The following is a 26,253-nucleotide window of genomic DNA, read 5'->3' as shown; positions in this document are numbered from 1 at the left end:
TGTCGGCAGGGTGATTCTTCCGAGGCGATGCCCTCCATCCTCGGTGTGGCTCGTCTGGTGTTCGCGGTCGCCCTCGTCGCTGCCGCGTTTGTCGTCGTTCCCGCGCCCGGAGCCCCGGAGGACGACCACTACGTGACTGTCGAAGACTCGATTCCCGAAAAGGCCGAGAGCGTTGACGGTGCGGTTTTTCGCGGCGGTGATTCGCTCTCCCCACCCGCCCGGCAGGTGGTGACGACTGCGCACGAACGAATCGGCGAGGCTGCCGAGTCCACGACCGTTGTCCTTCGTGGAACGGGCGCACCCGAGTTCTTCTACAGCGACACCATCGCACTCGGACAGGGTGAGTACTACGTGGAATACGAGGAGACAGTGTATCAGGTCTGGTCCTCTGGCGGCGGCTCGCAGATTCTCGATTACGTCGTTCTCGGCGGACTGTTCTCGCTTGCGAGCGCGTTAGCCACGCCGGTTCTCTCCCGAGCGGTTGGCGAATCGAAGCAGGCGCTCTCCCTCACGACCGCGTCCCTCGCCGCGGTCCTCGTCTTCGGAATCCACGTGAACACACACTCCCTCGCGTCCGTGCTGAGCGTCACGGCTCTCACTGTGGGCAGCCCGGCACTCGCTGGCTGGGCCGGCGTCGTCGCGGACCGCAATCTCTAATTCTCGCCCGCGACACCCGACGAGGTATGCACATCGGCGTCGACGAAGCCGGAAAGGGACCCGTGTTGGGTCCGATGGTCGCTGCGGCGGTCCGAGGGGACCCCGACGCCCTCCCGGACGGAATCGCCGACTCGAAACGACTCGCTCCCGAGCGCCGCGAGGAACTCGCCGCGAAACTCCGTGACCGAGACGACGTGGAAGTCGGGGTCGCGTTCGTCGAACCCGAGACCATCGACGACCCCGAGACGAACATGAACCTGCTGACCGTCCGGGCGCAGGTCGAGGCCGCCGCCGAGGTCGCCGTCGACGCCGACGAACTCGTCTGCGACGCGGGCGACGTGAGCGAGTCCAGATTCGGCCGCCGCGTCCGCGAGGGGGTGGCCGAGGCGGGCGTCGAAGTCGAGGTCCACGCCCAGCACCGCGCGGACGACGAACACGCCATCGTCGGCGCGGCGAGCATCGTGGCGAAGGTCGAACGCGACCGCCGGGTCGAGGAGATTGCCGCGGCGTACGGCGAGGTCGGAAGCGGTTACCCGAGCGACGGGACGACCCGCAAGTTCCTGCGAGAGTACGTCCGCGAACACGGCATTCTCCCGGACTGCGCGCGGAAGTCGTGGTCGACCTGCGCCGACCTCATGGCCGCACACGAACAGTCGTCGCTGGGCGATTTCTGAGGCGTCGCGGGACCGGCGGTCGAAAAAGTGGAGGGTCGGTGGTTCGAGGGCGAGTCGCGGGGACGGCTCACCGCATCTCGGCGAGCGCGACGTACGAGCCTTCCTGCGCGGAGAGCCACGTCGTCAGCAACTCGTCTTCTGCGAGTCCTGCGGGGAAGATGGTGCACTCGTCTGGTGCGTCCTCGTACGGGGCGACGATGGCGACGAACTCCTCGTCGTCCGCGGAGGCGGAGCGTCGCGGAGCGTCCGGCCGGGTCGTCGCGTCCGTGTCGTCGCGTCGAAGTGGCGTGTCTTCCATGAGTGGAGTGCGTGCACCGTGAGTACCGACGGGCGGCGGTTGGTCGGTTGCCGGTTCGGTCAGTATTTTATAGACAGTCTATATCATTCTGTCGGCGAGTACGTCCCGATGAGGACGACCGAAACCGTCGCCGCCACCCGATTCTGACATGGGGAACGATTGAGCGGTCGGAGAGGTATCAACTGCGAGAATTTCGACGGTGGCCTGCGGGCGGGGTCGTCCGCTCGCGGCGCTGGACGCGTGACGGGCGAGTGAAAGAGAGCGTCGGTCGAAAACGGGTCGACCTCAGCGGTCCTCGGTCAGGAGGATTCGGAGGATATCACCGTACGCCGGGCGGGTGACGAGGACGCCGATGATGACGCCGAGGATGGTGAAGATGGCGAAGCCCTGCAGGTCGCCAAGCGAGAGCACGGCGAGCGGGCTCATAGCGATGATAGTCGTCGCGGCGGCCGCGCCGATGACCCAGAAGGCCCGGCGGAACCGCGACTGGAAGACCTTCCGCGACTTCACCGTGCCCTCAGCCATCACCTCGTCGGCGATGATGATGAGGTCGTCCACACCCGTCCCGATGACGGCGATGAAGCCGGCGATGACAGAGAGGTCGAGCGGGTAGCCGATGGCCGCGGCGAACCCGAGGAGGATGTACACCTCGGAGAGGCCGGTGACGATCATCGGCAGGGCGACCTGCGGTTTGCCGTAGCGGACGAAGACGACGCCAGCGACCGCGAGGACCGCGATGATACCCGTGATGAGCGAGTTGAACTTGAAGCTCTCACCCTGGCTCGGAGAGATGTACGACGAGGTGCCGCTGTCCTCGCCCGAGAGGTCGAGCTTGGCCGGCAGCGCGCCAGCGCGGAGGTTGATTGCGATTTCCTGGGCCTCGGACGTGTTGCGGGTCTGGAGCTGGAAGCTCGGCGCGCCGGCCCACTCGCCGGACCGCATGGTGTCGGCGAGCCCGCCGCTCATTCCGAAGGCGTTGACGACCTCGCCGTTGACGACGAGGAGGAGACAGCCTTCGGTCGTGTTCTGTCCGCCGTCTTCCATGTAGGTACACCGGGTCCCGCCGTTCTGGGCGAGGCCGGTCTCGACGACCGCCGACTGGAACTCCTGTGCGGGTTCGTCCCGGACGGAGACGGGGACGAACGCCCCGCTCCCGGCCTGGGACTCCTGTGCGGTCCCGATGGAGGTGAAGTCAGCCTGCGTCAGAACGGCCTCGCGCGTCTCGTAGGTTCGCGTGCCGTTCTGCGAGACCGGGTAATAGATGTCGATTTGGACCGTCCCGCGCTCGCCGACGAGGTCGACGACGTCCGACTGGTCGCGGTTGGGGACCTCGACGAGGATGAAGTGTTCGCCCGTCGCCGTGGTCACCTGTTGGACCGTCCCGCCGGAGAGCCCGGCCTCGTTGATCTTCGACTGGAGGACGCGGACCGTCTCGGCGCGGGTCGTCTCGGTGACGCCGTCTCTGACTTCCCCGTGGGCGTAGCCCGCGGCGTCGAGCGCGGCGGCCAAGTCGTCGGTCGTGGCGTTCTCGATGGTCACTTCGACCGTGTTGGACTCCGCGCCCACACGGGCGATGACGTCTGCGGCGTCGGCACCATCCAACTGGGCGGCGACCTGTCGCTCGACGACGCGGTCGGAATCGCCCTCGAACTCGACGTCCTCGGCCGTGACGCCGACGAGCGGCGCGCGGATGCGCGTCCCGCCGTCGAGTTGGAGGCCGAACTTGAGGTTCGTCGCGCCGTCGTCATCGGCGATGGGGCCCTGGGTCTGCCCCCCAATGGTCGGCGAGAAGAGGGCGAACGTCGAGAGCAGGACGGCGACGACGAGGAAGATGACCCGCCAGTTGTCGCGGAGCGTGCTCATCGGGCCACCCCCTCGAACTTGTACCAGCGAAGGAGGGTCACGTTCAGCATGTAGGTGTTCATCAGGTCGGCGGTGAGGCCGAAGACGAGGACCGTTCCGATGGCGGCGAGCAGCTGAATGCCGAACAGCGTCGCCGTGATGGTCATGACGATCATCGCCGCGATGGACGTGAGCGTCATGGTCACACCGGTGCGCATGGCGCGCGCGGTGGACTCGTAGAAGTCACCGGACCGTCGGAGGACGTGGTTGTTCAGGAGGATGTCCGAGTCCACCGAGTACCCGATAAGCATCAGGAGGGCGGCGACGGTCCCCAGCGATAGCTCGATGCCGAGGAGGTTCATCAGCGCCACCGGGATGACGATGTCGGAGAACGCCGAGATGACGACCGCGATGGAGGGGACGAACGAGCGGAACATGGCGAACACGAGGATACTCATGCCCGCGAAGGCGACCGCGAGGCCACCGAGGGCGAGCAGTTGCGTCTCGGAGCCGAAGTTAGCCGACACCGCGTCGATAGACCGGACTTCGAAGCCGGCGTCTTCGGCCTGCGTCTGGAGTTCGCTCGACGTCGCGCTCCCGGACTGGAAGGTCACGACGTACGTTCCGTCGGCCGCGACGGAACGAATCGATTCGGGCTGACTGTCGAAGGCCGCGGCGACCTCGCTTTGCGGGGCATCCGTTGCGATACGGAGTTCGGTCCCGCCGGTGAAATCAACGCCCGGGTTCACCGGCGCGCCAGTCGCGACGTACCACCCTCCGATGACCAGTAAGGCCACCGCGAGGACCGCGAGGGGGACGGCCACGAGTTGGCGATTCGTGTACCGGGTGTAGTCTACCTCCGGTACCGTAAACTCAACCATGGGTTGCGGTCCTGAGCGGTGCCGAATAAGGTTTCTTATCCGCGGACGGCCTCGGCCGTAAAACGGTCTGACGGGCGCGCGGCGAACCCGCGACAGGCCCATAATCGTTGGCCGACAATCGTGAGGTATGGCGACCGACCAGACGGCGACCCGCGTGGTCGTCTCCGTTCCCGACGAACTCAGCGCGTGGGGCCGCGACCAGCTGACCACCGACCACTTCGTGACCTACCTGCAGCGGGTCCACGAGGACGCCGCGGCGGGCGACGAGTGGGAGGAGTTCCTCGACGTGGGCTGTTGCGGCGACGCGTTGACGCTGACGCTCCGAGTGGAGAGGCTCGACCCGGCGGACGCGGCCGGAATCGGCGAGGAGACGACCGTCGAGTTCGTCGAGCGCGAGGGGAGCGTCCACGGCGGGTGGTGCGTCCAGAGCGCGGACGGCCCCGTCTCCTCGACCGGAACACAGCGGTAGTGAGAGCGAGAGCGGGAGCGAAGCAGACGAGCGAGCGGAGGGCAGAAAAGACCCGACTCAGGGCATGTAGCGGACCGCGACGACGCCCGGCTGCGAGCGGACTTCGACGCGGTTCACGTCGAGTCTGGCGGCCCGCGAGAGCAGCCCCTCGCGGTCCGAGAGGATGTCGTCGACGGCCTGTTCGGTCATGTCGTCGGGAACCGAGAGGACGTGAATCTCGCCGGTGCCGGCGCGTTCCTCCCGGACGAGTTCGCCGTCGGGGTTGTCCGCGGCGATGTCGCGGGAGTTCGTCGTCGGCGACTCGGTGGAGCGCTCGACGGAGACGGTCCAGCGCGAGTCGACCTCGACGAGCTGCCACGAGACGTTCATCGGCGGGTCGGGCGCGACAGTCCCCCGGACGGCTTCGTCCTCGGAGACACCGGGGTTCGACGAGAGCGCGTGAACCTGCCCGGAGTGAACATCCTTCAGGACGGCCGACTCCCCGTCGGCGGCGGTGACGAGAAACGTTCCCGTTCGCTCGGACTCGGTCTCGGACTCGGACTCGGTCATCACCCGGTGTAAGCCACCGGGGCTTTTCCCCGTTTCGGGCGCGTTCGACCGCGTGTGCCACCTGTACCCACGGCGACGGTGGGCTTTTCTCGCGGCGCTTCGACGCGACTGACGATGCCCGCGCTCTGGCGGTTGACCCGGACCGAGATGGCCCACCGCGTCTACGACGCGCTCAAGGCTCGCGGACTCACGGCGACGCAGATGGACGAGTACGTCGCGGACGCCGACGCGGCGGACGTCGGCCGCGGCCCCCCGGCGGGCGTCGAGATTCGCGCGCTCGAACCCGAAGTGGCTCGGCGATTCGAAGCCCGCTACGACGCGTTTTCCGAGCTCAGAGGCGACGAGACGGCGGTGTGCGCGTTCGACGTCGGGAGAGGCGAGAGAGACGGCGAGGGTGGTGAGAACGGTGAAGTCGCGGACTCCGACCTCGTCGGCTACCTCTTCCTCGGTGACCCCGGCCTGACGTACCACGTCCACCCGCTGGAAACTGACGTGAGCTTTCCCGGCGGCTACGTCCGCCGGGTGTTCGTCGCGCCCGAGGCGCGGAACCGCGGCATCGCCACCGCGCTCGTCTCGCGGGCCGTCGCGGTCGCCGGCGAGCGGGGGGCCGAGACGGTTCACGCGCTCGTCGCCCGCGACAACCGACCGTCGCAGTGGACCTTCGAGAGCGTCGGCTTTCGAGTCGCCCGAACCCGGGCGTACTACCGGGCCGGACCGTTGCGACGGCGGCGCGTCAAACCCCGTTCATAGCGGTACAGAGCGCTCAGTTCCGTCCCGAGCGCTCCGTTCGGGAACGTTGATATATAGATATTTGATTTATATATACTATAGCGGTTAAATTTATACTCAATCGGTCGAGTGTGTCGGACAGACAGGCATGACGGACGAACTCAGGTCAGCACTTCGCGGGAGGCTGGACGCGGTCGACGCGCGGGCGAGCGAGGTCGTGCGCTCATCGACGGGGGAGAACATGATTTCGCGGCTCGGGGCCGCCGACTGGTTGAGTCTGGGCGCGCTCTTCTGGGCGTGGGTCGGCGCGATACTGTTCGTGTCGGGCGAGCCGAACTGGGCCATCGTGGCCGTCCTCGTCGGTTTCGCCTTCGACAAGGCCGACGGCTACTACGCCCGCAAGACCGGGACCGCCTCGGCGTTCGGCCGACAGATAGACTCCTTCATCGACATCTTCGCGTACCTCGTGTCGGCGGCGCTCCTGTACCACGTCGCGCTCGCGCCCAACCCGGTCGTGAGCGCCGTCGTCGGCTTCGTCGTCCTCACCTTCGGCGGCCTGCGACTCATCCGCCACAACAGCGAGGGCTTCGGCGACGACTCGGGGACCTCGTACTACCGCGGAACGACGGTCGTCCACACGCACCTCGTCGTGCTGGCGAACTACTTCCTCCTCCAGTTCGTCCCGCCGTGGAACGGCTGGGTCGCGGGCGCGACCATCGTGGCGGTCTGCCCGCTCATGACCTCCGACTACAAGGCGTACAAGACCGACGCGGGGCACCTCCTCGTCGGCGTCGCCGGCGTCCTGACGGTCGTCGGCTGTCTCGCGCTCGAGTTCGGCGTGGTATGAGCGGTCGGACGCAGAGCTCGCGGGAGGCGCGGACGCTCGCGGTCGACCTCCACGTCCACACCGACGCCTCCTACGACTGCGAGATGTCGGTCGAGGCGGTGTTGGCCCGCGCCGCAGCGGTCGGCCTGGACGCGGTCGCCATCACCGACCACGACTCGGTCGGGTCGCTCCCGCGGGCGTTCGACATCGCCCACGAATACGGCGTCCGGGTCGTCCCCGGCGTCGAGGTCTCGACGGCCGACGGTCACCTCCTCGCGCTCGGCGTCAACGACCCGCCGGCGACGGGACGACCGCTCTCCGAGACGGCGCGGGCGGTCCGCGAGTCCGGTGGGCTCGCGGTCGTACCGCACCCGTTTCAGACGTTCCGCCACGGCGCGTCCCGCCGGGCGATTCGGGACGTGGACGCCGTCGAGGTGTACAACGCGCACACGCTCACCGGGTTCAGAAACGGGCAGGCGCGGCGCTACGCCCGCCGCGAGGGCCTTCCGGGGACGGGTGGAAGCGACGCGCACCGACCCGCGTTAGTCGGACAGGCGTACACGGCCGTCTCGGTCGCGGCGGACGGCGGCGTCACGACCGACGCCATCCTAGCCGGGATTCGCGCCGGGCGGACCGTCGCCCGCGGGACGCGAACGACCGCCCGCCAGTACCTGCGGAAGTACGCGCTGAACGCCCGGCTCAAGACCGCCTCGTTCCTGTGACCCGCCGCCTGTTTGCCTCGCCCGCCGCGCGGAACGCGGCGCTCGCCAGAGTCGGCGTCGTCGCGGTCGCCTGCGCGGCCGTCGCGGTCGCCTGCGCGGCCGTCGCGGTCGGCGTCGCCGTGTTCGCCCCGCGGCTCGCCGACCCGGCGTGGGTCCGCTCGGCCGTCGAATCGACCGGTCCGTTCGCGCCGCTGGCGTTCGTCGGCGTCCAGACCCTGCAGGTGATTCTCGCGCCGATTCCCGGGCAAGCCCTCGCCGCCGTCGGCGGCTACCTGTTCGGGACGGTCGCCGGGACGGTCTACAGCATGGTCGGCGTCGTCGTCGGGAGCGCCGTCGTCTTCCTGCTCGCCCGGCACTTCGGCCGGCCCGCGGTCGAGCGTCTCGTTGCCGACGACACGCTCGCGCGGTTCGACGGCTTCGCCGACCGCCGGGGCGTCGCCGGGCTATTCGTCCTGTTTCTCCTGCCAGCGTTCCCGGACGACGCGCTCTGTGCGCTCGCCGGGCTCTCACCGCTTCGACTGCGGACGCTCGTCGTCCTCGTCGCCGTCGGTCGTCTGCCCACGTTCGCCCTCGCGGCGGCCGCCGGACAGAGCGCGGGCGCGGCGAACTACGAGGCGGTCGCGCTCCTCGTCGCCGTCGGCGTCGTCGCTTCGGCGGTCGTCTACCGCTACCGCGACGAGTTGGCGGCGAGAATCGGGTGAGAACGGAGTCGGGTGAGAACGGTGTCAGGTAAAAACGAGTCGGCGACGGTTATCGGAGCAGTCGGTGAATGCCGTAGATTCCGACCGCGCACGCGACCGGCGGGACGAGTCCGTAGATTGCGGGGAGGTCGTAGAGGAGTTGGACGACGGGGACGAGCGCCGAGACGGTCACGGGACCCACAGTAAACGGCTCCGCCGGCGTCTGAAGCTCCGCCGGCACCGACGCGACGAGCCCGACGTACACCGACGCCATGAACACGAATCCAGCGAGCGCGAGGCTCAGGTCGTACCGCGGCTCCGAGCCGGTTCGGCGGTGTCGCCGGGCGACGAACAGCACCGGGGCGACGAGCGGCGCGACGACGAACAGCCCCACGAGGACGTAGAACGACCGCGAGAGGGTGAGCGAGCCGCCGGGGACGCCGGCGGTCGCGCCGATGAGGACCACGAGTCCGAAGGCGACGAACAACGAGACGATACCCGTCGCGAGGGCACCGACGAGCACGTAGCACTTGAACAGCCACGACTCGCTGTGCCGGAAGGCGTACGGGAACGCGCCGACGACGCCGCCGTAGTCGTCTGCCATCGGTCGCCCTTGGGAGCGGCCGCGATTAAAGCGACCGGTGTCGTTTTGACGCCGGGCGACGCGGCATCCTGTATGCAGGTAGATCTCGGGAACGTCCTCGACACGGCGTCGGCCCACGGCGTCTCGCGCGAGGCGCTCGAACGACTCGACGGCCGCGTCGCGGCCGCCCACGACCGCATCGAACGAGGCCGAGCAGCCGGCGAGCACGGCTACGAATCGCTGAACCTCCCGAACAGCACCGACCCCGCGGCGATTCGCGACGCCGTGAGCCGGTTCGACGACCCCTCGGCGGTCGTCACCGTCGGCATCGGCGGCAGCGCCCTCGGCGCGGCCACCCTCACCGACGCCCTCGAAAGCGACGTTGACGCCTACTACCTCGACAACGTCGACCCCGAGGCCGTCGAGCGCCTCCTCGACTCGCTGGACCTCTCGTCGACCGTCGTCAACGTCGTCTCGCGGTCCGGCACGACCGCCGAGACGCTGGCGAACTTCCTCGTCGTGCAGGAAGCCATGGCCGACGCGGGCGTCGACTGGGCCGACCGGACGTTCGTCACGACCGGCGAGGAGGGCAACCTCCGCGACCTCGCCGACCAGCACGACCTCCCGTCGCTCCCCGTCCCGGACGGCGTCCCCGGCCGTTTTTCGGTGCTCTCGACGGTCGGCCTCGCCGCCGCCGCCCTCTGCGGCCACGACATCGAGGCGGTGCTAGAGGGCGCGGCCGCACAGGAAGCGCGCCTGTCGGACTCGCTTTTCGACTCGCCCGCGTACGCCTACGGCGCGGTCTCCTACGCCCTCGCCGAGCGCGGCATGCACCAGAACGCGATGATGCCTTACGCCGAGTCGCTCGAAACGTTCTCCGAGTGGTTCGCCCAGCTGTGGGCCGAGTCGCTCGGGAAGGACGGCCTCGGCCAGACGCCCCTGCGGGCGCTCGGCGCGACCGACCAGCACTCCCAGCTTCAACTGTACCGCGCCGGCCCGCGCGACAAGCTCGTGACGCTCGTCCGCGCGACCGAGCGCGAGGACGTTGCCATCCCCGAGACCGACCTCGACGGCCTCGCGTACCTCGGCGGCTCGTCGCTCGGCGAACTGCTCGACGCCGAGTTCGAGGCGACCGAGGCGAGCCTCGTCGCCGCCGACCGCCCGAACGTCCGCATCGAACTCGACCGCGTGGACGAGCACGGACTGGGCGAACTGCTCTACGCGATGGAGGCCGCCTGCGTTCTCTACGGCGAACTCGCCAGCGTGGACGCGTTCGTCCAGCCGGCGGTCGAGTGGGGCAAACGCGCCGCTCGCGGCCTGCTCGGCGGCGGCGACTTCGAGGAGGCCGACGCGGTCGAAGAGAAGTCGCGGCTGGTCGTCGAGTAGTCGGAGCGAGAGGCTCACGGCGACCACGGCTGAGAACCAGCTTTTGCGACGACCACAGAACAACCAACCAGCGACGGCCACCGAACAGTCCACGGGGCGGGACTGAAAGGGGCCGCCGCGAGGGCGAACCCCGGGGCGGTGAGGACCGCAGGCCGGAGGCTGAGGACCGCGGCGGCCCGCGGGAGCCGTCGCGGCGGGGGCTTTCGAGAGGTTCCCGCAGTCCGGTTCTCCTCTCGAGACGGCGCAAACGACGCAGACTCACGTGACTTCACAGCATCACGAGAATCGACCCGAATCGGTTATCCGACCCCGTTCCGAAGGGGAGGGCAATGGCACACGACACCGCCCGCGCGTCTGCGAGCCCCGCAGACCACCTCCAAGCGTACGGTGGCATCATCATCGTCGTCGCCCTCTCGCTCATCGTCGGCGCGACGTTCGGCTCGCTCGCCGGCGGCCTCGCTCGCGGCGTGTTCCCGGGTGACTCCGCACTCATCGGCGCGATACAGAGCGCCGGACAGTTCGTCGGCTTCGGCGTCGTCGGCGCGGGCTACCTCGCCGCCCGCGACGACTGGGACCTGATTCGATTCGAGCGACCGACCGCGCGCGACGCCCTGTGGATTGCGGGCGGGTTCGTCGCCGTGATGGGCGTCTACCTCGGCGCGTCGGCGCTGATGTCCGCGCTCGGCATCCAGAGCGGCGACAGCGTCATCGCCCAGCAGGGCCGCGAGAACCCGGTGTACTTCCTGTATCTCACCGTCGTCACTATCGTCCTCGTCGGCCCGGCGGAGGAGCTCATCTTCCGGGGCATCGCCTTCGGCGAACTCCGCCGACTCTGGGGTCCCGCGCCCGCGGTCGTCCTGTCGAGTCTGGTGTTCGCGTCGATTCACGTCTGGTCGTTCTCCGGCGAGGGAGCCTTCGTCTCGCTGGGGATGGTGTTCCTCCTCGGGAGCGTCCTCGCGCTCGTCTACGAGAAAAGCGGGAACCTGCTCGTCGCCGCGCTGGTCCACGGGCTGTACAACGCGGTCCAGTTCCTCGTGAGCTACGCCCAGGCGACCGGCATGGTCTGAAAAAGAACGACGAAAAGTCGAGTCGAGCGGTCGACCGGCTTATGCCGGGTTCTTCCGCGACAGCTCCATCCCGCAGATGGGACAGCGCTCTTTGTTCTCGTCGAACTCGCGGCCGCAGCCCTGACATTGGAACTTCCAGCTCCGCTGTTCTGCGATGCCGTCTTGGGCGATGACTTCGACGCCGACGTTGAGCCGCTCGGCGACGTTCTGCATCGCGTAGTCGTCGGTGACGAGCGTCGCGTCGAGTTCGAACGCGGCGGCGATGAGGCGCGTGTCGGTCTCCGAGAGCACGTCGCGGTCGCCGGTCTCGCCCGCGGCGCGGAGCACCTTGTCCACGGTTCCCTGTCCGGGGATGTGGACGTGCATGCCCGCGCCTTCGAGCGCGTCGAACCGGAAGGCGTGCTCGCCGGTGAGTTCTTCCTTGACGAGGGGAATCGAGGCCGTCTCGTCGTCGGTGTGGTACTCGTTGATGAACGCAGAAGCGTCGAGAATCCGCATTGAGAATCTATCCTGAAACTACCGTTGGACGACGATGTAATCCTTGACCGCCTGCACGCGATTCACCGGGATTCGGAACCGACCGCGGTCGTCCTGGTCGAACGCCACGCGGCTCGGGGCGACCTGCTCGTTCGGCTGGACGAGGAGGTCGTGAAGCTCGCCCGATTTCAGATCCATCGTGATGTTGTACAGCATCCCGAGTTCCGTCCCGTCGGACCCCATGACGGCCTTTCCGGAGAGGTTCTCGGCGAGTATGTCGGCCATACACACCCCTTCCTCGCCGGTTCACATAAACGACACGGGCACGTCTGACGGGCGGCCGACGAGCGAGTCCGGACCCGAACATGAGCCGCGAGAACAGTCGACACGGCGAATCGCGGGGTCGTGCGCCCGTGACGATGGACTTAACTTGAGTCACCGACTCGATTCCGGTAAGAGCTTTCTCCGGGGCGATTCTCCATGTCCGACACTGATTCGACGTCACAATCCGATACGCTTCGCACACCCATCGTGGCCGTCCTCGGCCACGTGGACCACGGGAAGACGAGTCTTCTCGACAAGATTCGCGGCTCCGCCGTCAGCGAGGGTGAGGCAGGTGCCATCACTCAGCACATCGGCGCGACCGCGGTCCCCTTAGACACCGTCTCGCAGATGGCCGGCAGCCTGGTCAAACCCGAGGACTTCGACCTCCCGGGGCTGTTGTTCATCGACACGCCGGGCCACCACTCCTTCAGCACCCTCCGCTCTCGCGGCGGGGCGCTCGCCGACATCGCCATCCTCGTGGTCGACGTGAACGACAGTTTCCAGCCGCAGACCGAGGAGGCCATCGACATCCTCAAACGAACGGGGACGCCGTTCATCGTAGCCGCGAACAAGATAGACACGACGCCGGGCTGGAACCCCCAAGAGGGGGCCCCCATCCAGAAGACCTACGAGGAACAGTCACAGCGCGCCCGCTCGAAACTCGACGAGAAGCTGTACGAGATTATCGGCGAACTCTCCGACCGGGGCTTTTCCTCTGACTTCTACTGGCGCGTCCAGAACTTCCAGTCCAACATCGGCGTCGTCCCCGTCTCGGCGCTCACCGGCGAGGGCATTCCGGACCTGCTGGGCGTCCTGATGGGTCTCTCCCAGCGCTACATGAAAGACGAGATGGCCATCGACGTGGCCGGCCCCGGCTCCGGGACGGTCCTCGAAGTCAAGGAGGAACGCGGCTTCGGCGCGACCCTCGACGTGGTTCTCTACGACGGGACGATTCGCGCGGGCGACACCATCGTCGTCGGCGGCGCGAACGACCCTATCGTCACCGAGGTCCGCGCGCTCCTCCAGCCCCGCCCGAACGCCGAGATTCGCACCGAAAAGCGGTTCGACAAGGTCGACGAGGTCGGTGCCGCGGCCGGTGTGAAAATCGCCGCCCCCGACCTCGAAGACGCGATGGCCGGCGCGCCGGTCCGCGTCGTCGGCGACCGCGACCTCGACGAGGTCATCCGCGAGGTCGAAGCCGAACTCGCCGACATCGAGGTCACCACCGAGGAGGAGGGCGTCGTCGTCAAGGCCGACACGCTCGGGAGCCTCGAAGCGATGGCGAACGCCCTCCAAGAGGCCGAGGTCCCCATCCTTCGCGCCGAGGTCGGCGACATCGCCCCGCGCGACGTGGCCGTCGCTTCGACCGCCCGCGAGCCCGAACACAAGGTCATCCTCGGCTTCAACGTGGACGTGCTCTCGAACGCCGAGGCCGAACTCGACAAGAACGACGTGAAGCTGTTCGAAGACGACGTCATCTATCAGCTCGTCGAGGAGTACGAGGAGTACGTCGACGAGATGAAACGCGCCCAGCAGGAGACGATTCTCGACAAAATCGTCCGCCCGTGTCGCTTCCGTATCCTCCAGGACCACGTCTTCCGGCAGAACAACCCCGCCGTCGTCGGCGTCGAAATCATGTCCGGGACCATCAAGAACAACATGAACGTCGTGAAGTGGGAAGACGGCGAGCCCAACCGCGTCGGCCAGCTATCGGGCATCCAAGAGAACGGCGAGGACGTGTCGAGCGCCCGCGCCGGGTCGCGCGTCAGCGTCGCCATCGACGGTCCGACGGTCGGCCGGCAGATAGACGAGGGCGACGAACTCTGGATCGAACTCCCCGAGAAGCACGCGAAGATTCTCGAACAGGAACTCCGCGACGACATCCCCACCGACGAACTGGAGGCGCTGTCCGGCTACCTCGAAAAGCACCGCCGCCGCGACCCCTTCTGGGGGAAGTAGGCGACCCGCGGGACCGTGCCGTCAAGCGAAATAACTACTATTCACACGTTCGTACTCGTCGCCGAGTGGTATCATGCGCACACGAACACCCCATAGCGACAGCATCGTCTCGGAAGCGACGCGGTACGACGCCATCCTCGCGACACTGCCGCTCCCACTTCTCGTCGGGACGGCGGTCGGCACGCTCTCGCCGCTCCCGTTCTCACTCCTCGTCGGCGCGAGCGGCCTCGTCTCGGCGGCCGTGCTCGCCTACGGGTTGTTCGTTGCGACGCCGCGGTCGGTGACCGGTCCGGCCGGCGGGTCGGGTACGACCGCCGAGACCGTCGTCACACTGGACAGCGTTACGTCTCGCGTCCGTGACGACGACGGTCGAAACCGCCGTCGCGGGAGCGTCTGAGCGGGGTCACTCGCACGCTCGTCTCGCGCTCAGGGTCGGTTCCACGCCCAGAACCAGTACGCCACGCCGAACAGCATCAGTCCCGCGCCGAGGGCCGACGTCGCCGGTTCCGGGAAGACAAACAGCAGGAAGCCGACGATGATGAGCGTCGTCGGGCCAATCTCGTCCGCGTAGCCGAAAAGCGAAACCATACTTCCCTTTCGACCGCCTCCGTGAAGTGTATTGTTCTCGTTGTGAACTGACGAGAGAACTCGGAGACGAGACTGCACGCGAAGCGGAGCGAGAGAACGAGTGCGGCGAGTGCCAGTCGGCAGTGACGAAAAATTGGCCCTGTTGAACCCCTCAGCCGCTGATAGTTTGTTGAAAGCGTGCTGAATACAGAGCGCAAGTCTTGCAAGGTTGAATTGTAATTCAGATTATCGAATAAGCAACCGCGTGTGAAATTTCTCAACCCAATGTGTGAACAGAATGTTTTTGAAGACTTTGTTAGTGTTCTGAAATGATGCAAGGTGTCCCTCGGCGAAAAGTCCTCCAGCTGGGTGGTGCAGCTCTCACTACGAGTCTTGCCGGGTGCACTTCTTTCTTCGAACAATCAAGTACCAGCCTCAGTCAGGTGGAAATTTTCAATCAACGACCGGAACAACATACAGCTCACTTACTTATTGAGCGTAATGACGAGATCGTGTACTGGTCTTCATTTGAATTGAAACAAGCGGCAAATCAGCAGACAGATATCACGAAGGTTGACAGCAGAGTCATCAAGGACGAGTGGCCAGACGGTTCTGCAAAGTTCGCAATTCACGTAAGACTTGACGCTCAAACATCGTGGAATTCTCTCACACTTGATGAACAAGACGAAGGGTGTCATGAGGTTTTGGCAGTTGTTGATCGTACTGACGAACCTCATGTTTCGTTTTTCTCCTCGAATGATTGTTGAAGCAATTGTAAGTAATCTCGCGGGAACGCTTCTGGACTAAATTCATCGAAGATGAGATCATTCAATCCGATGAGCCAGTTCTGACAGATTGACAGTAGAATGTTGAGGGCGTGATGAACTCACCCGCTGTCTGTGTCACGCCACACGTATCAAGCTCTGAGGGTTTCAACAGAGCCAAAAAATTGGGCCGCGGTCGGTGCCGACGAGCGTCAGCGGAGCGCTCGCGTCAGTGGCCACTCGGGCCCCGACGGCGACGGGGGTCGTTCGGGGTTACCGCGCGGCGGGCGTGAGGTCGTCGCCGACGGCGCTCATCACCTGGAACGCCGCGGTCGCGGCGAGTCCGCGGGCGACCTCGTTTCGGTCCTCGTCGGTGAGTCCGGCATCGAGTTCGTCGGCGTCCGGCGAGAAGCCGGCGCTGACGGGGTGGCCGACGGGCGGGTGGACGGCCACGGTCGCCAGCGGTCCGTTCGACCCCGTCGAGAGCTCCGAGCCGACGGCGAACCCCTCGGGGAGGTACGACTCGGTGCGCGAGACGATGCCGGCGACGGCCCGCCGGAGTGCGTCCATCTGCTCGACGGTCAGTTCTCGGTTGGCCGACGGCTGGCCGGCCCCAGCCACGCCGGGAGCGCCCGCATATGGGTTGTTCCCGTTCATCAGTCGTCTGCGATACGGGAAGGACGTGTAAAAAGCCGTCGTCGGCGGTGATGTGGCGAGCGAATCGAAACCGGGAGATAACGCGGTTGCGACGCGGACGAGACCGTCGCGACGCGGACGAGACCGTCTCGGCTCGGTCGCGGCGCGGTCACGACGCCGTCCGCGGGAGCGATACGGTGACGACGGTTCCGTGGGCCTTCGGCTTCGAGATGTCGAGCGACCCGCCGGAGGCGTCGACGATGGCGCGGACGAGCCAGAGGCCGACGCCGCTGGTGTGCGAAAGCGGCGTCTCCGAGCCGGAAAGGAGGGCGTCGCGCTCGGCATCGGGGATACCGGGGCCGTTGTCGGTGACGGTAACCCCGGCGACTTCGCCGAGTTTCCAGACGCCGACGTGCACCTCCGGTTCGTCGCAGTCGGCGTGGACGACGGCGTTGTCGAGTAACTCCGCGAGACTGCGCGGGAGCGCCGGGTGCGCCCGCACGACGAGCGTCTCCGGCGAGGCGACCGATACCTGCACCTCCGGGTACTCCATTTCGAGATCCTCGACGGCGTCCGCGACCGCACAGGAGAGGTCGACGTCGACCTCGTTCCCCTCAGCGAGTTCGACGGTGCGGAGGAGCGCGACCTCGTCGCTCACTTCGACCAGCCGGTTCGCGCGCTCCTGAATCGCCTGGACCGGGTCGATGTTCGAACCCGCGTCGCCTTTCGACTCGACGAGTTCGGCGTAGCCGAGGATGGCGGTGCAGGCGTTTCTGATGTCGTGTCTGAGGATTCGATGGAGGACGCTCGTGTGTGCGAGCGTCGACTCCAGTTGCTCGGAGGTCCGGTTTAGTTTGGACTGACTCCGGTTGACGAGGGCGTACACCAACAGCGCCGAGAGGCCGACGAACAGCCATCCCTTCGCCGTCTGGATGAGTTCGTGGTTCGGGAGTCCCTCTACGAGACTGTCGCTCGTCGCGACCCAGAGGAAGCCGAAGGCGGCGTAGATAAGCGCCACTCGCCCGGGAGACAGGTCGAACGGCGCGTCACCACTCATGCTGGAGGGATTCTCACAAAAGCTGATGAGTCCGTCGGTCACCGCACGGGCGGTTTAGAAGACAGATTCGCTCTGCCCGTAGGCCGCGACCGTGACGGCGGTGGTGTAGCCGTCGCCCTCGTGGGTCCCGGTCGTGAGCGCGACGTCCTCGTCGTCGAACGACCACTCGCGGAGGTTCCGGCCCGATTCGAGCCCGTCGATGACGGCCGCGCGAACGCTCGCTTCGTCGGTGCCGGACGCCTCGTAGAACAGGCCGGGTCCGGAGCCGGTCGCCCAGCCGAGGCCGGCGACGACCGTCTCGCCGGGCGTCGAGGTGGTCTCGCGGGCCTGCACCACGGTCAGTCGGTTGCCCGCCGGGCCGAGGTCGGGGGCCACGTCGACCGCCTCGACGGTCGCGTCGGCGGGGACGACCGAGGAGACGGCGACGAGGTTGTAGTTGTGGACGTTGGCGGCGGCGAGGGCGGCGTCGTACGACGCCATCTCGGTGGGGGCGGTGCCGACCCCGCGGACGACGCGAATCGTGTTCATGTCCGAACTCTCGCGGCGGCGGAAAAGGGGGTTACGAATAGTGGCGCTCGAAAGCCGGGGTGAGGCGGAGGCGTCGACGACCGCCGCGACGCCGGTTCCCGACCGGTTCAGTACTGGTAGTCCGTGAAGCCCGAGATGGGGCCGGTGCCGGACTCCTCGACGTTCGAGAGCTTCTCGTGCGCGGCGTCGAAGTCCGCTCCCGTCACCTCCGTCCGGCCGTCGCGGATGGCGAACATCCCGGCCTCGGTCGTGAGCGACGCGATGTCCGCGCCGGAGTAGTCGTCGAGTTCCTCGGCGAGCGCGTCGAGGTCCACGTCGTCGGCGACGTTCATGTCGCGGGTGTGGATGTCGAGGATACGGCGGCGGCCCTCGACGGCGGGCTTGGGAACCTCGATGAGGCGGTCGAACCGGCCCGGCCGGAGAATGGCCTCGTCGAGCATGTCGAAGCGGTTCGTCGCCGCGATGATGCGGATGTCACCGCGGTCGTCGAAGCCGTCCATCTCCGAGAGGAGCTGCATCATCGTGCGCTGAACCTCGGCGTCGCCGGAGGTCTTCGAGTCCGTGCGCTTCGAGGCGACGGCGTCGATTTCGTCGATGAAGATGACCACCGGTTCGCGCTCGGCGGCGAGCTTGAACAGGTCGCGGACGAGCCGCGCGCCCTCGCCGATGAACTTCTGGACGAGTTCGGAGCCGGCCATCTTGATGAACGAGGCGTTGGTCTCGTTGGCGACGGCCTTGGCGAGCATCGTCTTGCCGGTCCCCGGCGGGCCGTACAGGAGCACGCCCGCGGGCGGGTCGATGCCGACTTCCTCGAACATCTCGGGGTTCTCGAGGGGCTGTTCGACCGCCTCGCGGACCTCGCGGACCTGCTCGTCGATGCCGCCGATGTCGTCGTAGGTGACCGTCGGCGACTCGACGACCTCCATCGCCTGCGCCCGCGCGTCCGTCTCGTCGTCGAGGATAGTCTGGACGGCGAACGAATCGTTGATGGCGACGCGGTCGCCGGGTTCGATGTCGTCGATGTTCAGGCTCGGTGCGAATTCGGTCAGGACCTCCTGGTTGTTCCCGTGCTGCTTGATGATGACGCCGTCGTCGGTCAGTTCTTCGACCGTGGCGATGTAGTACGAGGCCGTCTTCAGGGCCTCGTTTCGCGCCTTCATCTGGTCGACCTCGTCGACCAGTTCGGCGTGACGGTCGTCGGCGTTCTGGAGCCGCTGGTCGAGTTCGCGGTTGACGTCGACCATGCGTTCGAAGTGCTGGCGGAGTGCAGAGAGGCGCTCTGCATCCGACATCTCGGGGTCCAGATCGAGATGAGGACGTTCCGGGAGAGATGGACTCCGTGACATCAGTGATTGGCCACACTTAGGCATGCGCGTAAATGTGCCTTTGGGTCAGAGAACACGAGTGCGCCGCTCGAAGCGGTTTTAGGTGACAGCGCCACCGTGGCCGCTCGCCTGCCGGGCGAATCGAAGGCCCGCGGGCGGTGTCTACGACTCGCGCGAAGCGAACACAGGTCCAGCAGGAACACGGGCGCACTCAAGAAGATGTGGAAGGAGGAAGTTGCGGAGGTTCGGTGTGTACAGGTCGCCCCTCGTTTCGGCCCGACATGCCCTCCGCGAAGACAGATACGACGCCCATCGACTTGAAAGGAATTCGTCATCGCCGAGAACGTCCCGTAAATCGAGATGTCGGTATTCATTCGGTACTATCCGCCGAGCGATGCCTCCGGAGAGCCATCGACCGGAACCATCAGCGGGTCCGCTCGCCCTGATAGCTACCGTCGTAGGTCCCGTCGTGGTTCGCGTCCGCGAGGACGATTTGAGCCACGCGCGCGCCGCGTTCGAGTTCGACCGGGTGGTGGACCTGCAAGAGCCCCTCTCCTTTCCCCTCGTAGCCGGCGTCCCAGACGGCCGTGTTCAGCATACAGGAGTTCCGCATGAGCGACGACCGCGGGTAGATGAAGCCGACGTGGTCCTCCGGGATGTGGACCGTCTCGGCGTACTGGAGGACGTAGCCGCCGGGGTCGAGTCGGTACGTCTCGGCGTCCGGGTCGGCGAACTCGAGGGGCCGACGCTCGCCGATGGTCTTCCCTTCGCGGCCGAGGCGGCCCGGTTCGACCTGTTCGAGGACCGCTTCGAGCGTCAGGTCGACGCCGTTCGGTTGGACCTGTTCGGCCGTGACCGGCGAGATGTGCTGTGCGACGAACGAGCCAGCGCGGTGCATATCCGAACCCCGTTCAGGGGGCGCAAAACTGTGCCGAACCTCGGGCGGCCGGCGGCCCGGGGATGGTGTCGGTACCGGGGTCGTGACGCGGTCTAAACCACCCCGTTTTCGAGCTGATAGAGGGACCGAATCACCCTCCATTTGGGGCGGTGACGGCCCCCGCGGTGACAAGTCACATGGGAGAACCAACAAGGAGTTTAATGGCCCTTAGACGCTAGAAACCCCGAGACGGCGCTATCGTTCACGTTCGAAGATAGGGAAGTACGCGGGATTTATATCCGAGGACCATCGACGTTCGGGTGTTATGGGACAGACGCTCACGGAAAAGATTCTCTCGGACCACCTCGTCGAGGGTGACCTCACCCCCGGAGAGGAGATCGGAATCGAAATCGACCAAGTCCTGATGCAGGACACGACTGGGACGATGGTTTGGCTCCAGTTCGAGGCGCTCGACCTCGACGAGGCCCAGACCGAACTCGCCGCCCAGTACTGCGACCACCAGACCTACCAGTTCGACTTCAAGAACACGGACGACCACCGCTTCCTCCGTTCCGCGGCCGGGACATATGGTGCCCACTTCTCCCGCCCCGGTAACGGTATCTGCCACAACGTCCACAAGGAGAACTTCGCCGCGCCCGGCAAGACGCTCCTCGGCTCGGACTCCCACACGCCGACGCCCGGCGGCCTCGGCCAGCTCGCCATCGGTGCCGGTGGCCTCGACATCGCTGTCGCCATGGGTGGCGGCGCGTACTACGTCGAGATGCCGGAAGTCGTGAACGTCCGCCTCGAAGGCGAACTCCCCGAGTGGTCCTCCGCGAAGGACGTCATCCTCGAGATGCTCCGCCGCGAGACCGTCAAGGGCGGCGTCGGCAAGGTGTTCGAGTACACCGGCCCCGGTGCTGAATCGCTCACCGTGCCCGAGCGAACCACCATCACCAACATGGGGACCGAACTCGGTGCCACCTCGTCGCTCTTCGAGACCGACGAGAAGACCAAGGACTACCTCGAGCGCCAGGGTCGCGGCGACGAGTACATCGAGCTGACGGCCGACGACGACGCCGAATACGCCGACGAAATCGTCATCGACCTCGGCGACCTCGAACCGCTCATCGCCTGCCCGTCGATGCCCGACAACGTGGTTCCGGTCCGCGAAGTCGCCGGCGAGAAGGTCGAGCAGGTCCTCGTCGGTTCCTGTACCAACGGCGGCTACGAGGACGTCCTCCCGGCCGCGAAGATGGTCAAGGACCAGGAAGTCGCAAAGCACCTCGAGATGATCGTCGCGCCCGGTTCGAAGCAGGCCGGCGAGATGCTCGCCCGCGAGGGCTGGACGGCAGAGATGATGGCGGCCGGCGTCAACGTCTCCGAGGCGACCTGTGGTCCGTGTATCGGTATCGGCCACGTCCCCGCCTCCGACTCCGTCTCGCTGCGCACCTTCAACCGCAACTTCGAGGGGCGCTCGGGCATCGAAGAGGACAACGTCTACCTCTGCTCGCCGCAGGTCGCCGCCGCCGCGGCGCTCAAGGGCGAAATCGTCGACCCGCGCGACCTCGCCGACGAACTCGGTCTCGACGCCCCCGGCGTCGAGCTCCCCGACAAGTACAACGGCTCGAAGACGGACCTCATCTACGCCGAAGACGCCATCGACGACGAGCTCATCAAGGGCCCGAACATCGGCGAAGTCCCGCTGCAGGACCCCCTCGGCTCCCACATCTCGGGTGAGACCCTCCTGAAGATGGAGGACAACATCACGACCGACCACATCATCCCGGCGACGTCCGACATCCTCAAGTTCCGCTCGAACATCGAGCGCCTCTCGGACTTCACGCTCTCGCGCGTCGACGAGACGTTCGCCCAGCGCGCCAAGGATGCCGGCACCGGCGTCCTCGTCGCGGGCGAGAACTACGGTCAGGGTTCCTCCCGCGAACACGCCGCGATGTGTCCGATGTACCTCGGCATCGAGGCCGTCCTCGCGCAGTCGTTCGCCCGCATCCACAAGGCGAACCTGTTCAACTTCGGTATCGTCCCCCTCGCCATCGACGAGGAGACCTACGCGAAGATCGAACAGGGCGACGACGTCGAGATCGTCGACGACGTTGCCGAAGCCGTCGAATCCGGCCAGGAAGAGTTCACCATCCGCGTGAACGACGACTGGGAAGCGACGGCGAACCTGCACGCCTCCGAGCGCGAGCGTCGTATCCTCACCGCCGGCGGCAAGCTCCCCCTCACGAAGCAGCAGGCCGAGGGCGGCGCTGCCCCCGCGGACGACTGAACGCGACCAACACACCTTCTCACTTTTTCGCCCGGCGAGCGGCGGCCACCGCGCGGCCGGAAGTAGTGCACTGCCCGCTCCCGTGCGCGTCTGTCTCGGCGTCGGTTCCGCGTCCGTCCGCACCCGTGCCGTCGGGCTTTTGCGTGCCAACCACGTAGCGCCGGGCGTGACGGCGTTCGACGACGCGCTCGCCGGCGACTTGGTCGTCAGGCGGGTCGACCGGGCGGACCTCCTCGACGTGCTCCGCATCGAGCGGACGTGTTTCTCCGAGCCGTGGCCGTACTCCGCGTTCGAGATGTTCGTCGACGAGCCGGCGTTCCTCGTCGCCGCCCGCGGGGACGAGGTGCTCGGCTACGTCGTCGCCGACGTGATGCCGAACCACGGCAACGACATCGGCCACGTGAAGGACCTCGCGGTCCGCCCGGAGGCCCGCGGGAACGGCCTCGGCCGGCAGCTGCTCGTTCAGTCGCTGACGGCGATGGCCATCGCTGGCGCGACGGTCGTGAAGCTCGAAGTCCGCGTCTCGAACGAGCCGGCCATCGGCCTCTACCGGAGCCTCGGCTTCGAGCCCGCCCGCCGGGTGCCGGGCTACTACGGCGACGGCGAGGACGCGTACATCATGGTCCTCGACGTGGCGGAGTGGCAGCGCGCCTGACAGGACCGCTCGCGGCCGAAGGAGCGCTTATCACGACGAGCCGCGTACACGGGTTGTGTTACCGTCCCCCACCGTGCTCTGTCTGAGTGACGACGGCGAGTTCGCGGCGTCCCTCGACTCGTCGCTGTCGTCGCTCGACGGAGCGACGACCGTCCGGCACGTCCGCACCCCCGCCGCGGCGCGCGCGGAACTCGTTTCCGCCCCGGCGGCCATCTCCTGTATCGTCCTGGCCGCCCCCACGGCGGCCGGCGACGAGGGGGCGTTCGTCCGCGACATCTACACCCAGGGCATCGACGTTCCGGTCGTCGTCGCGGCCGCCGACCAGGAGACCGCGACCCGCGCGGTCGAAGCCGGCGCGACGGACTACGTCGTCCGCGACGACGACCCCGAGACGATGTCGTGGCTCGCCTTCCGCGTCGAGCGGGCGCTCGGCGAGTGCACCCTCGCGCGGAGCCACCGGGACCGAATCGAACAGCAGCGCGTCGTCTCCGAAATCGGAACGCGGGCGCTGACCGCCGTCGACCTCGACTCGACGCTCGACCACGCCGCGAGTCGCGTCCGCGACGTGCTCGACGCCAGTTCGGTCACGATTTTCGAGGGCCTCGACGACGGCGCGTTCCGCGTCGCCGCCGCCGCGGGCTGGTCGGCGAATCGGGGCCACGGACTCGCCGCGGCCGGGGGGACGCAGGCGGTCGAGACATACCGGTCCGGGCGTTCGACGCTCGTCGACGACTTCGACGACGACGAGCGCTTCGAGCACGCGACCGGCGCGGGCCCGTCGGGACCGAAAAGCGGAATGAGCGCGGCTATCGGCGGCGACGACACCCGGTGGGGAGTCATCGCCGTCCACGGCGTCGCCCGCGGGCAGTTCTCCGACGACGACGTGCTCTTCTTGGAGAACATCGCCGCCGTCGTCGGCGCGGCGACCGAACGGAACGAGCTGAAAAGCGCCCTCTCGGAGGTCTTAGAGCGGATGGACGAGGCGGTGATGGGGTTCGACGCGGACTGGCGCGTCACCTACGTCAACTCGACGGCCGAACACGGCCTCGGGATGTCAGCCGCGGCGGTGTTGGGGACACGCATCTGGGACTCGGTGCCCGAGTCGGCCGTCTTCCGCGAGGAGTTCGAGCGAGCGATGGAGCGACAGGAGCCGGCGACCTTCGAGCAGTACTACGACCGCCTCGAAACGTGGTACGCGGTTCGGGCGTACCCCTCAGAGACGGGGCTGTCCGTCTACTTCACAGACATCACGGAACAGTTGGAACACGAGGTCGAAGCCGAGCAGTACGGGCGGATGCTAGCGGCCGTCGCCGACGCGGTGTACGCGCTGGACGACGAGGGGCGGTTCGCGGCGGTCAACCCCGCGTTCGAGCGCCTCACCGGACTCGAGCGCGACCGCGTCATCGGGTCGTCCACGGCGTTGCTCACCGAGAACGCGAGCGCGACCGACGGCAGCGACGAGGCGTTCGCGTCGACCTCGCAGGGAATCGTGGAGTTGGACCTGCGGACGCCCGACGAGGGGGTCGTCAGAGTCGAAGACCACCGGACGCCGCTGGTCGTCGGCGGCGAGGAAGTCGGCTCGGTCGGCGTCCTCCGCGACGTGACGAAGCGACACCGCTACGAGCGCCTGCTCGCGACGCTCCACGACCGGACCCGAGAGATGATGGGCGCGACCGACCGACAGGCGGTCCTCCGGGCCGCCGTCGATGCCTGCGACGAGGTGCTTGGCGACGCCCGGACGGAGCTGTTCGTCTTCGACGAGGCGGACACGAGCCTCGTCCGCGTCGGCGCGGCCGGAACCGGCCTCGGCGACAAGCCGGTCGGGGGCGGCCTCGACCGCGGCGGGGTCTGGGACGCGTTCGTCTCCGGCGAGGTCCGCGTGATCGAAATCGCGCCCGACGGGGGCGTCGTCGACGGCGTCGAGCGCGTCATCGCCGCGCCGCTCGGTCGTCACGGCGTCCTCGTCACCGGCCACCCCGGCACCGTCGCGCCAGACGAGGTCGACGTGGAGCTCGTGAACCTGCTTTCTGCGACCGTCGAGGAACTGCTCGACCGAATCGACGCCGAGGCGGAGCTACGCGAGCGCGACCGGCGGCTCGAGGCCCAGAACGAGGCGCTCACCCGACTCGACCGAATCAACGCGACCATCCGGAACATCAACCAGTCGCTCATCCGCGCGCCGACCCGCGGCGAGGCGCTTTCGGCCGTGGCCAAGCACCTCGTCGACGCCGACGACTACGCCATCGTCTGGCACGCAGAGGCCAGGGACGTGGACGAGACGTACCGGCCGACGAGCGACGCGGTCCACGGCGCTGACACCGCCTACGCCGACCGACTCGGAGAGGTTGCGTCCGCGGAACCGCTGTTTCCCCTGCTCGAAGCTGCCGTGGAGACCCGGGAGATACAGGTGATAGCGGACGTGCTCGACGACCCCGCGTGGGCCGACCACCGCGGCGACGCCCTCAGCTACGGGTTCCGCGCTATCGCGGTCATCCCCGCGGTCGCCGACGACCGGGTGGAGGCGCTGTTCGTCGTCCACGCCACCGACCCGGACGCCTTCGCCGACGACGACGGCCTGCTCACCGACCTGGGCGAGACGGTCGGCTACGCCCTCGCGGCCACCGGGCGCGCCGACGCCATGCTGACCGAGCGCCGGACGGACGTGCAGGTACAACTCGGCGGCGACCGGTTGTCGCTGTCGCGGCTCGCCCGGCGCGTCGGTCGCGCGGTGAGCCTCGGCGGCGTCATCCCGAACTCCGACGGCTCCGTCATCGCGTTCGTCGCCAGCGACGCGGAACCCGAAGAGGTCGTCGCCGCCGGGCGGGACATCGCGACGCGCGTGCGCCACGTCTCGACCGACGACTCGGGGTCCCTGTTCGAACTCCGCCTCCCGCGGGAGTCGCTGTTCGAGACGCTGTACGCCTCGGAGGCGACCCTGCGCGCGCTCGACGCGACGCCGACCCAGACCACGCTCACCGCCGAGGTGCCGGAGCGAATCCGGGTCCGCTCGTTCGTCGACGCGCTCGACTCGAACTACCCGGGGACGAGTCTGCTGTCGCGGCGGACCACGGACGACGGCACCGAGTCGCCGCAGACGTTCGCTGCCGAGATGCGCGAGGCGTGGACGAGCCGACAGTACGAGTCGATTCGGGCGGCCCACCTCGCCGGATTCTACGAGTGGCCGCGCCGCAGCACCGCCGAGACGCTCGCCGAGACGTTCGACATCAGCGCGCCGACCTACCAGTACCACCTGCGCGCGGCCGAGCGAAAACTGGTCGAGCGCGTCTTCGAATGATACCATACCACATGGGACCCAGCGATACCAGCTGATTTTCAGTTACGGTTCTAGGTACCTAGAGGTGGCGCGCGCGCCACCACTAGTTGGATAGCAGCGACCGATATATCCACGAGCGTCGTCGGCACGGGTGTCG

General features: G+C 67.2%; 28 protein-coding genes. 15 read left to right on the top strand and 13 right to left on the bottom strand.

Annotated elements, in window-relative coordinates; translation table 11 throughout:
• Nucleotides 1–57 precede the first annotated feature (57 nt).
• Together BN984_RS01165 and rnhB are read left to right on the top strand one after the other, a co-directional pair.
• Complete coding sequence (locus BN984_RS01165) at nucleotides 58–657, top strand: hypothetical protein (protein ID WP_008096367.1); 600 nt, start codon at nucleotides 58–60, stop codon at nucleotides 655–657.
• Between the two features lie 26 nt (nucleotides 658–683).
• A complete protein-coding gene (gene rnhB, locus BN984_RS01160) occupies nucleotides 684–1,331 on the top strand; it encodes a ribonuclease HII (protein WP_008096369.1) in 648 nt (215 codons plus the stop codon).
• 67 nt (nucleotides 1,332–1,398) lie between these two features.
• Here the strand turns inward: rnhB and BN984_RS01155 are convergent, their stop codons facing one another.
• From BN984_RS01155 to secF, 3 genes are all read right to left on the bottom strand, one after another.
• Entirely contained in the window at nucleotides 1,399–1,629 is a 231-nt protein-coding gene (locus BN984_RS01155; RefSeq protein ID WP_008096372.1) for a DUF7511 domain-containing protein, read from the bottom strand.
• A gap of 285 nt (nucleotides 1,630–1,914) precedes the next feature.
• Nucleotides 1,915–3,492, bottom strand: a complete 1,578-nt coding sequence (secD, locus tag BN984_RS01150) for a preprotein translocase subunit SecD (RefSeq protein WP_008096374.1) — start codon at nucleotides 3,490–3,492, stop codon at nucleotides 1,915–1,917.
• Nucleotides 3,489–4,352, bottom strand: a complete 864-nt coding sequence (gene secF, locus BN984_RS01145; protein ID WP_049913667.1) for a protein translocase subunit SecF — start codon at nucleotides 4,350–4,352, stop codon at nucleotides 3,489–3,491. The genes secD and secF overlap by 4 nt, the downstream gene beginning before the upstream one ends.
• A 127-nt stretch (nucleotides 4,353–4,479) precedes the next feature.
• Between secF and BN984_RS01140 the strand changes: the two genes are divergently transcribed.
• A complete protein-coding gene (locus tag BN984_RS01140; RefSeq protein WP_049967448.1) occupies nucleotides 4,480–4,821 on the top strand; it encodes a hypothetical protein in 342 nt (113 codons plus the stop codon).
• Between the two features lie 57 nt (nucleotides 4,822–4,878).
• Here the strand turns inward: BN984_RS01140 and BN984_RS01135 are convergent, their stop codons facing one another.
• The gene (locus tag BN984_RS01135; RefSeq protein ID WP_049967447.1) at nucleotides 4,879–5,370 is read right to left on the bottom strand and encodes a DUF5812 family protein; all 492 of its coding nucleotides are present in this window, start codon (nucleotides 5,368–5,370) and stop codon (nucleotides 4,879–4,881) included.
• 114 nt (nucleotides 5,371–5,484) lie between these two features.
• On the opposite strand from BN984_RS01135, the gene BN984_RS01130 reads away from it, so the two are divergent.
• From BN984_RS01130 to BN984_RS01115, 4 genes are all read left to right on the top strand, one after another.
• A complete protein-coding gene (locus BN984_RS01130) occupies nucleotides 5,485–6,120 on the top strand; it encodes a GNAT family N-acetyltransferase (RefSeq protein WP_049967446.1) in 636 nt (211 codons plus the stop codon).
• Between the two features lie 127 nt (nucleotides 6,121–6,247).
• Nucleotides 6,248–6,946, top strand: coding sequence for a CDP-alcohol phosphatidyltransferase family protein (locus tag BN984_RS01125; protein ID WP_049967445.1), 699 nt, complete (start codon nucleotides 6,248–6,250; stop codon nucleotides 6,944–6,946).
• Nucleotides 6,943–7,647 carry a CehA/McbA family metallohydrolase gene (locus BN984_RS01120; protein WP_049967444.1) on the top strand — a complete coding sequence of 235 codons (705 nt, stop codon included), beginning with the start codon at nucleotides 6,943–6,945 and terminating at the stop codon, nucleotides 7,645–7,647. The genes BN984_RS01125 and BN984_RS01120 overlap by 4 nt, the downstream gene beginning before the upstream one ends.
• A complete protein-coding gene (locus tag BN984_RS01115) occupies nucleotides 7,644–8,348 on the top strand; it encodes a TVP38/TMEM64 family protein (RefSeq protein ID WP_049967443.1) in 705 nt (234 codons plus the stop codon). Before BN984_RS01120 ends, BN984_RS01115 begins: the two co-directional genes overlap by 4 nt.
• A 49-nt stretch (nucleotides 8,349–8,397) precedes the next feature.
• On the opposite strand, the gene BN984_RS01110 is transcribed toward BN984_RS01115, so the two are convergent.
• On the bottom strand, nucleotides 8,398–8,931 hold the full coding sequence (locus BN984_RS01110) for a hypothetical protein (RefSeq protein ID WP_008096384.1): 534 nt from the start codon (nucleotides 8,929–8,931) through the stop codon (nucleotides 8,398–8,400).
• A gap of 72 nt (nucleotides 8,932–9,003) precedes the next feature.
• Between BN984_RS01110 and BN984_RS01105 the strand changes: the two genes are divergently transcribed.
• Both BN984_RS01105 and BN984_RS01100 read left to right on the top strand, forming a co-directional pair.
• Nucleotides 9,004–10,296 carry a hypothetical protein gene (locus tag BN984_RS01105; protein WP_008096385.1) on the top strand — a complete coding sequence of 431 codons (1,293 nt, stop codon included), beginning with the start codon at nucleotides 9,004–9,006 and terminating at the stop codon, nucleotides 10,294–10,296.
• A 329-nt stretch (nucleotides 10,297–10,625) separates the two neighbouring features.
• Nucleotides 10,626–11,363, top strand: a complete 738-nt coding sequence (locus BN984_RS01100; protein ID WP_008096386.1) for a CPBP family intramembrane glutamic endopeptidase — start codon at nucleotides 10,626–10,628, stop codon at nucleotides 11,361–11,363.
• A 39-nt stretch (nucleotides 11,364–11,402) separates the two neighbouring features.
• On the opposite strand, the gene BN984_RS01095 is transcribed toward BN984_RS01100, so the two are convergent.
• The gene (locus BN984_RS01095; protein ID WP_008096387.1) at nucleotides 11,403–11,861 is read right to left on the bottom strand and encodes an NOB1 family endonuclease; all 459 of its coding nucleotides are present in this window, start codon (nucleotides 11,859–11,861) and stop codon (nucleotides 11,403–11,405) included.
• 18 nt (nucleotides 11,862–11,879) lie between these two features.
• Nucleotides 11,880–12,125, bottom strand: a complete 246-nt coding sequence (locus tag BN984_RS01090; RefSeq protein ID WP_008096388.1) for a PRC-barrel domain-containing protein — start codon at nucleotides 12,123–12,125, stop codon at nucleotides 11,880–11,882.
• 195 nt (nucleotides 12,126–12,320) lie between these two features.
• On the opposite strand from BN984_RS01090, the gene infB reads away from it, so the two are divergent.
• Together infB and BN984_RS01080 are read left to right on the top strand one after the other, a co-directional pair.
• Nucleotides 12,321–14,123, top strand: a complete 1,803-nt coding sequence (infB, locus tag BN984_RS01085; RefSeq protein ID WP_049967442.1) for a translation initiation factor IF-2 — start codon at nucleotides 12,321–12,323, stop codon at nucleotides 14,121–14,123.
• A gap of 73 nt (nucleotides 14,124–14,196) precedes the next feature.
• Nucleotides 14,197–14,520: a hypothetical protein gene (locus tag BN984_RS01080; protein ID WP_049967441.1), complete on the top strand. Its 324-nt coding sequence runs from the start codon at nucleotides 14,197–14,199 to the stop codon at nucleotides 14,518–14,520.
• Nucleotides 14,521–14,549: 29 nt separating this feature from the next.
• Here the strand turns inward: BN984_RS01080 and BN984_RS19580 are convergent, their stop codons facing one another.
• Entirely contained in the window at nucleotides 14,550–14,711 is a 162-nt protein-coding gene (locus BN984_RS19580) for a hypothetical protein (protein WP_181950671.1), read from the bottom strand.
• A 311-nt stretch (nucleotides 14,712–15,022) separates the two neighbouring features.
• Between BN984_RS19580 and BN984_RS19295 the strand changes: the two genes are divergently transcribed.
• Nucleotides 15,023–15,457 carry a hypothetical protein gene (locus tag BN984_RS19295; RefSeq protein WP_152420039.1) on the top strand — a complete coding sequence of 145 codons (435 nt, stop codon included), beginning with the start codon at nucleotides 15,023–15,025 and terminating at the stop codon, nucleotides 15,455–15,457.
• Between the two features lie 270 nt (nucleotides 15,458–15,727).
• On the opposite strand, the gene BN984_RS01075 is transcribed toward BN984_RS19295, so the two are convergent.
• From BN984_RS01075 to BN984_RS01055, 5 genes are all read right to left on the bottom strand, one after another.
• Nucleotides 15,728–16,111, bottom strand: coding sequence for a DUF5811 family protein (locus tag BN984_RS01075; protein ID WP_004976300.1), 384 nt, complete (start codon nucleotides 16,109–16,111; stop codon nucleotides 15,728–15,730).
• A gap of 148 nt (nucleotides 16,112–16,259) precedes the next feature.
• Entirely contained in the window at nucleotides 16,260–17,108 is an 849-nt protein-coding gene (locus tag BN984_RS01070) for a sensor histidine kinase (protein WP_008096392.1), read from the bottom strand.
• A gap of 93 nt (nucleotides 17,109–17,201) precedes the next feature.
• On the bottom strand, nucleotides 17,202–17,675 hold the full coding sequence (locus BN984_RS01065; protein WP_049967440.1) for a pyruvoyl-dependent arginine decarboxylase: 474 nt from the start codon (nucleotides 17,673–17,675) through the stop codon (nucleotides 17,202–17,204).
• 107 nt (nucleotides 17,676–17,782) lie between these two features.
• Entirely contained in the window at nucleotides 17,783–19,021 is a 1,239-nt protein-coding gene (gene pan2, locus BN984_RS01060) for a proteasome-activating nucleotidase Pan2 (protein ID WP_008096396.1), read from the bottom strand.
• 403 nt (nucleotides 19,022–19,424) lie between these two features.
• Nucleotides 19,425–19,898, bottom strand: coding sequence for a deoxyuridine 5'-triphosphate nucleotidohydrolase (locus BN984_RS01055; RefSeq protein ID WP_004976305.1), 474 nt, complete (start codon nucleotides 19,896–19,898; stop codon nucleotides 19,425–19,427).
• A gap of 304 nt (nucleotides 19,899–20,202) precedes the next feature.
• On the opposite strand from BN984_RS01055, the gene BN984_RS01050 reads away from it, so the two are divergent.
• The 3 genes from BN984_RS01050 (at nucleotide 20,203) to BN984_RS01040 (ending at nucleotide 26,117) form a co-directional block, all read left to right on the top strand.
• Entirely contained in the window at nucleotides 20,203–22,167 is a 1,965-nt protein-coding gene (locus BN984_RS01050; protein WP_008096398.1) for an aconitate hydratase, read from the top strand.
• A gap of 166 nt (nucleotides 22,168–22,333) precedes the next feature.
• Nucleotides 22,334–22,822: a ribosomal protein S18-alanine N-acetyltransferase gene (gene rimI, locus BN984_RS01045; protein WP_049967439.1), complete on the top strand. Its 489-nt coding sequence runs from the start codon at nucleotides 22,334–22,336 to the stop codon at nucleotides 22,820–22,822.
• 82 nt (nucleotides 22,823–22,904) lie between these two features.
• Entirely contained in the window at nucleotides 22,905–26,117 is a 3,213-nt protein-coding gene (locus BN984_RS01040; protein ID WP_049913692.1) for a bacterio-opsin activator domain-containing protein, read from the top strand.
• Nucleotides 26,118–26,253: the final 136 nt, after the last annotated feature.

It is taken from the genome of Haloferax prahovense (assembly GCF_000723845.1).
Lineage (GTDB): Archaea > Halobacteriota > Halobacteria > Halobacteriales > Haloferacaceae > Haloferax > Haloferax prahovense.
The sequence above is the reverse complement of the archived record's forward strand: the minus strand, read 5'-3'. Positions and strand labels throughout refer to the sequence as shown.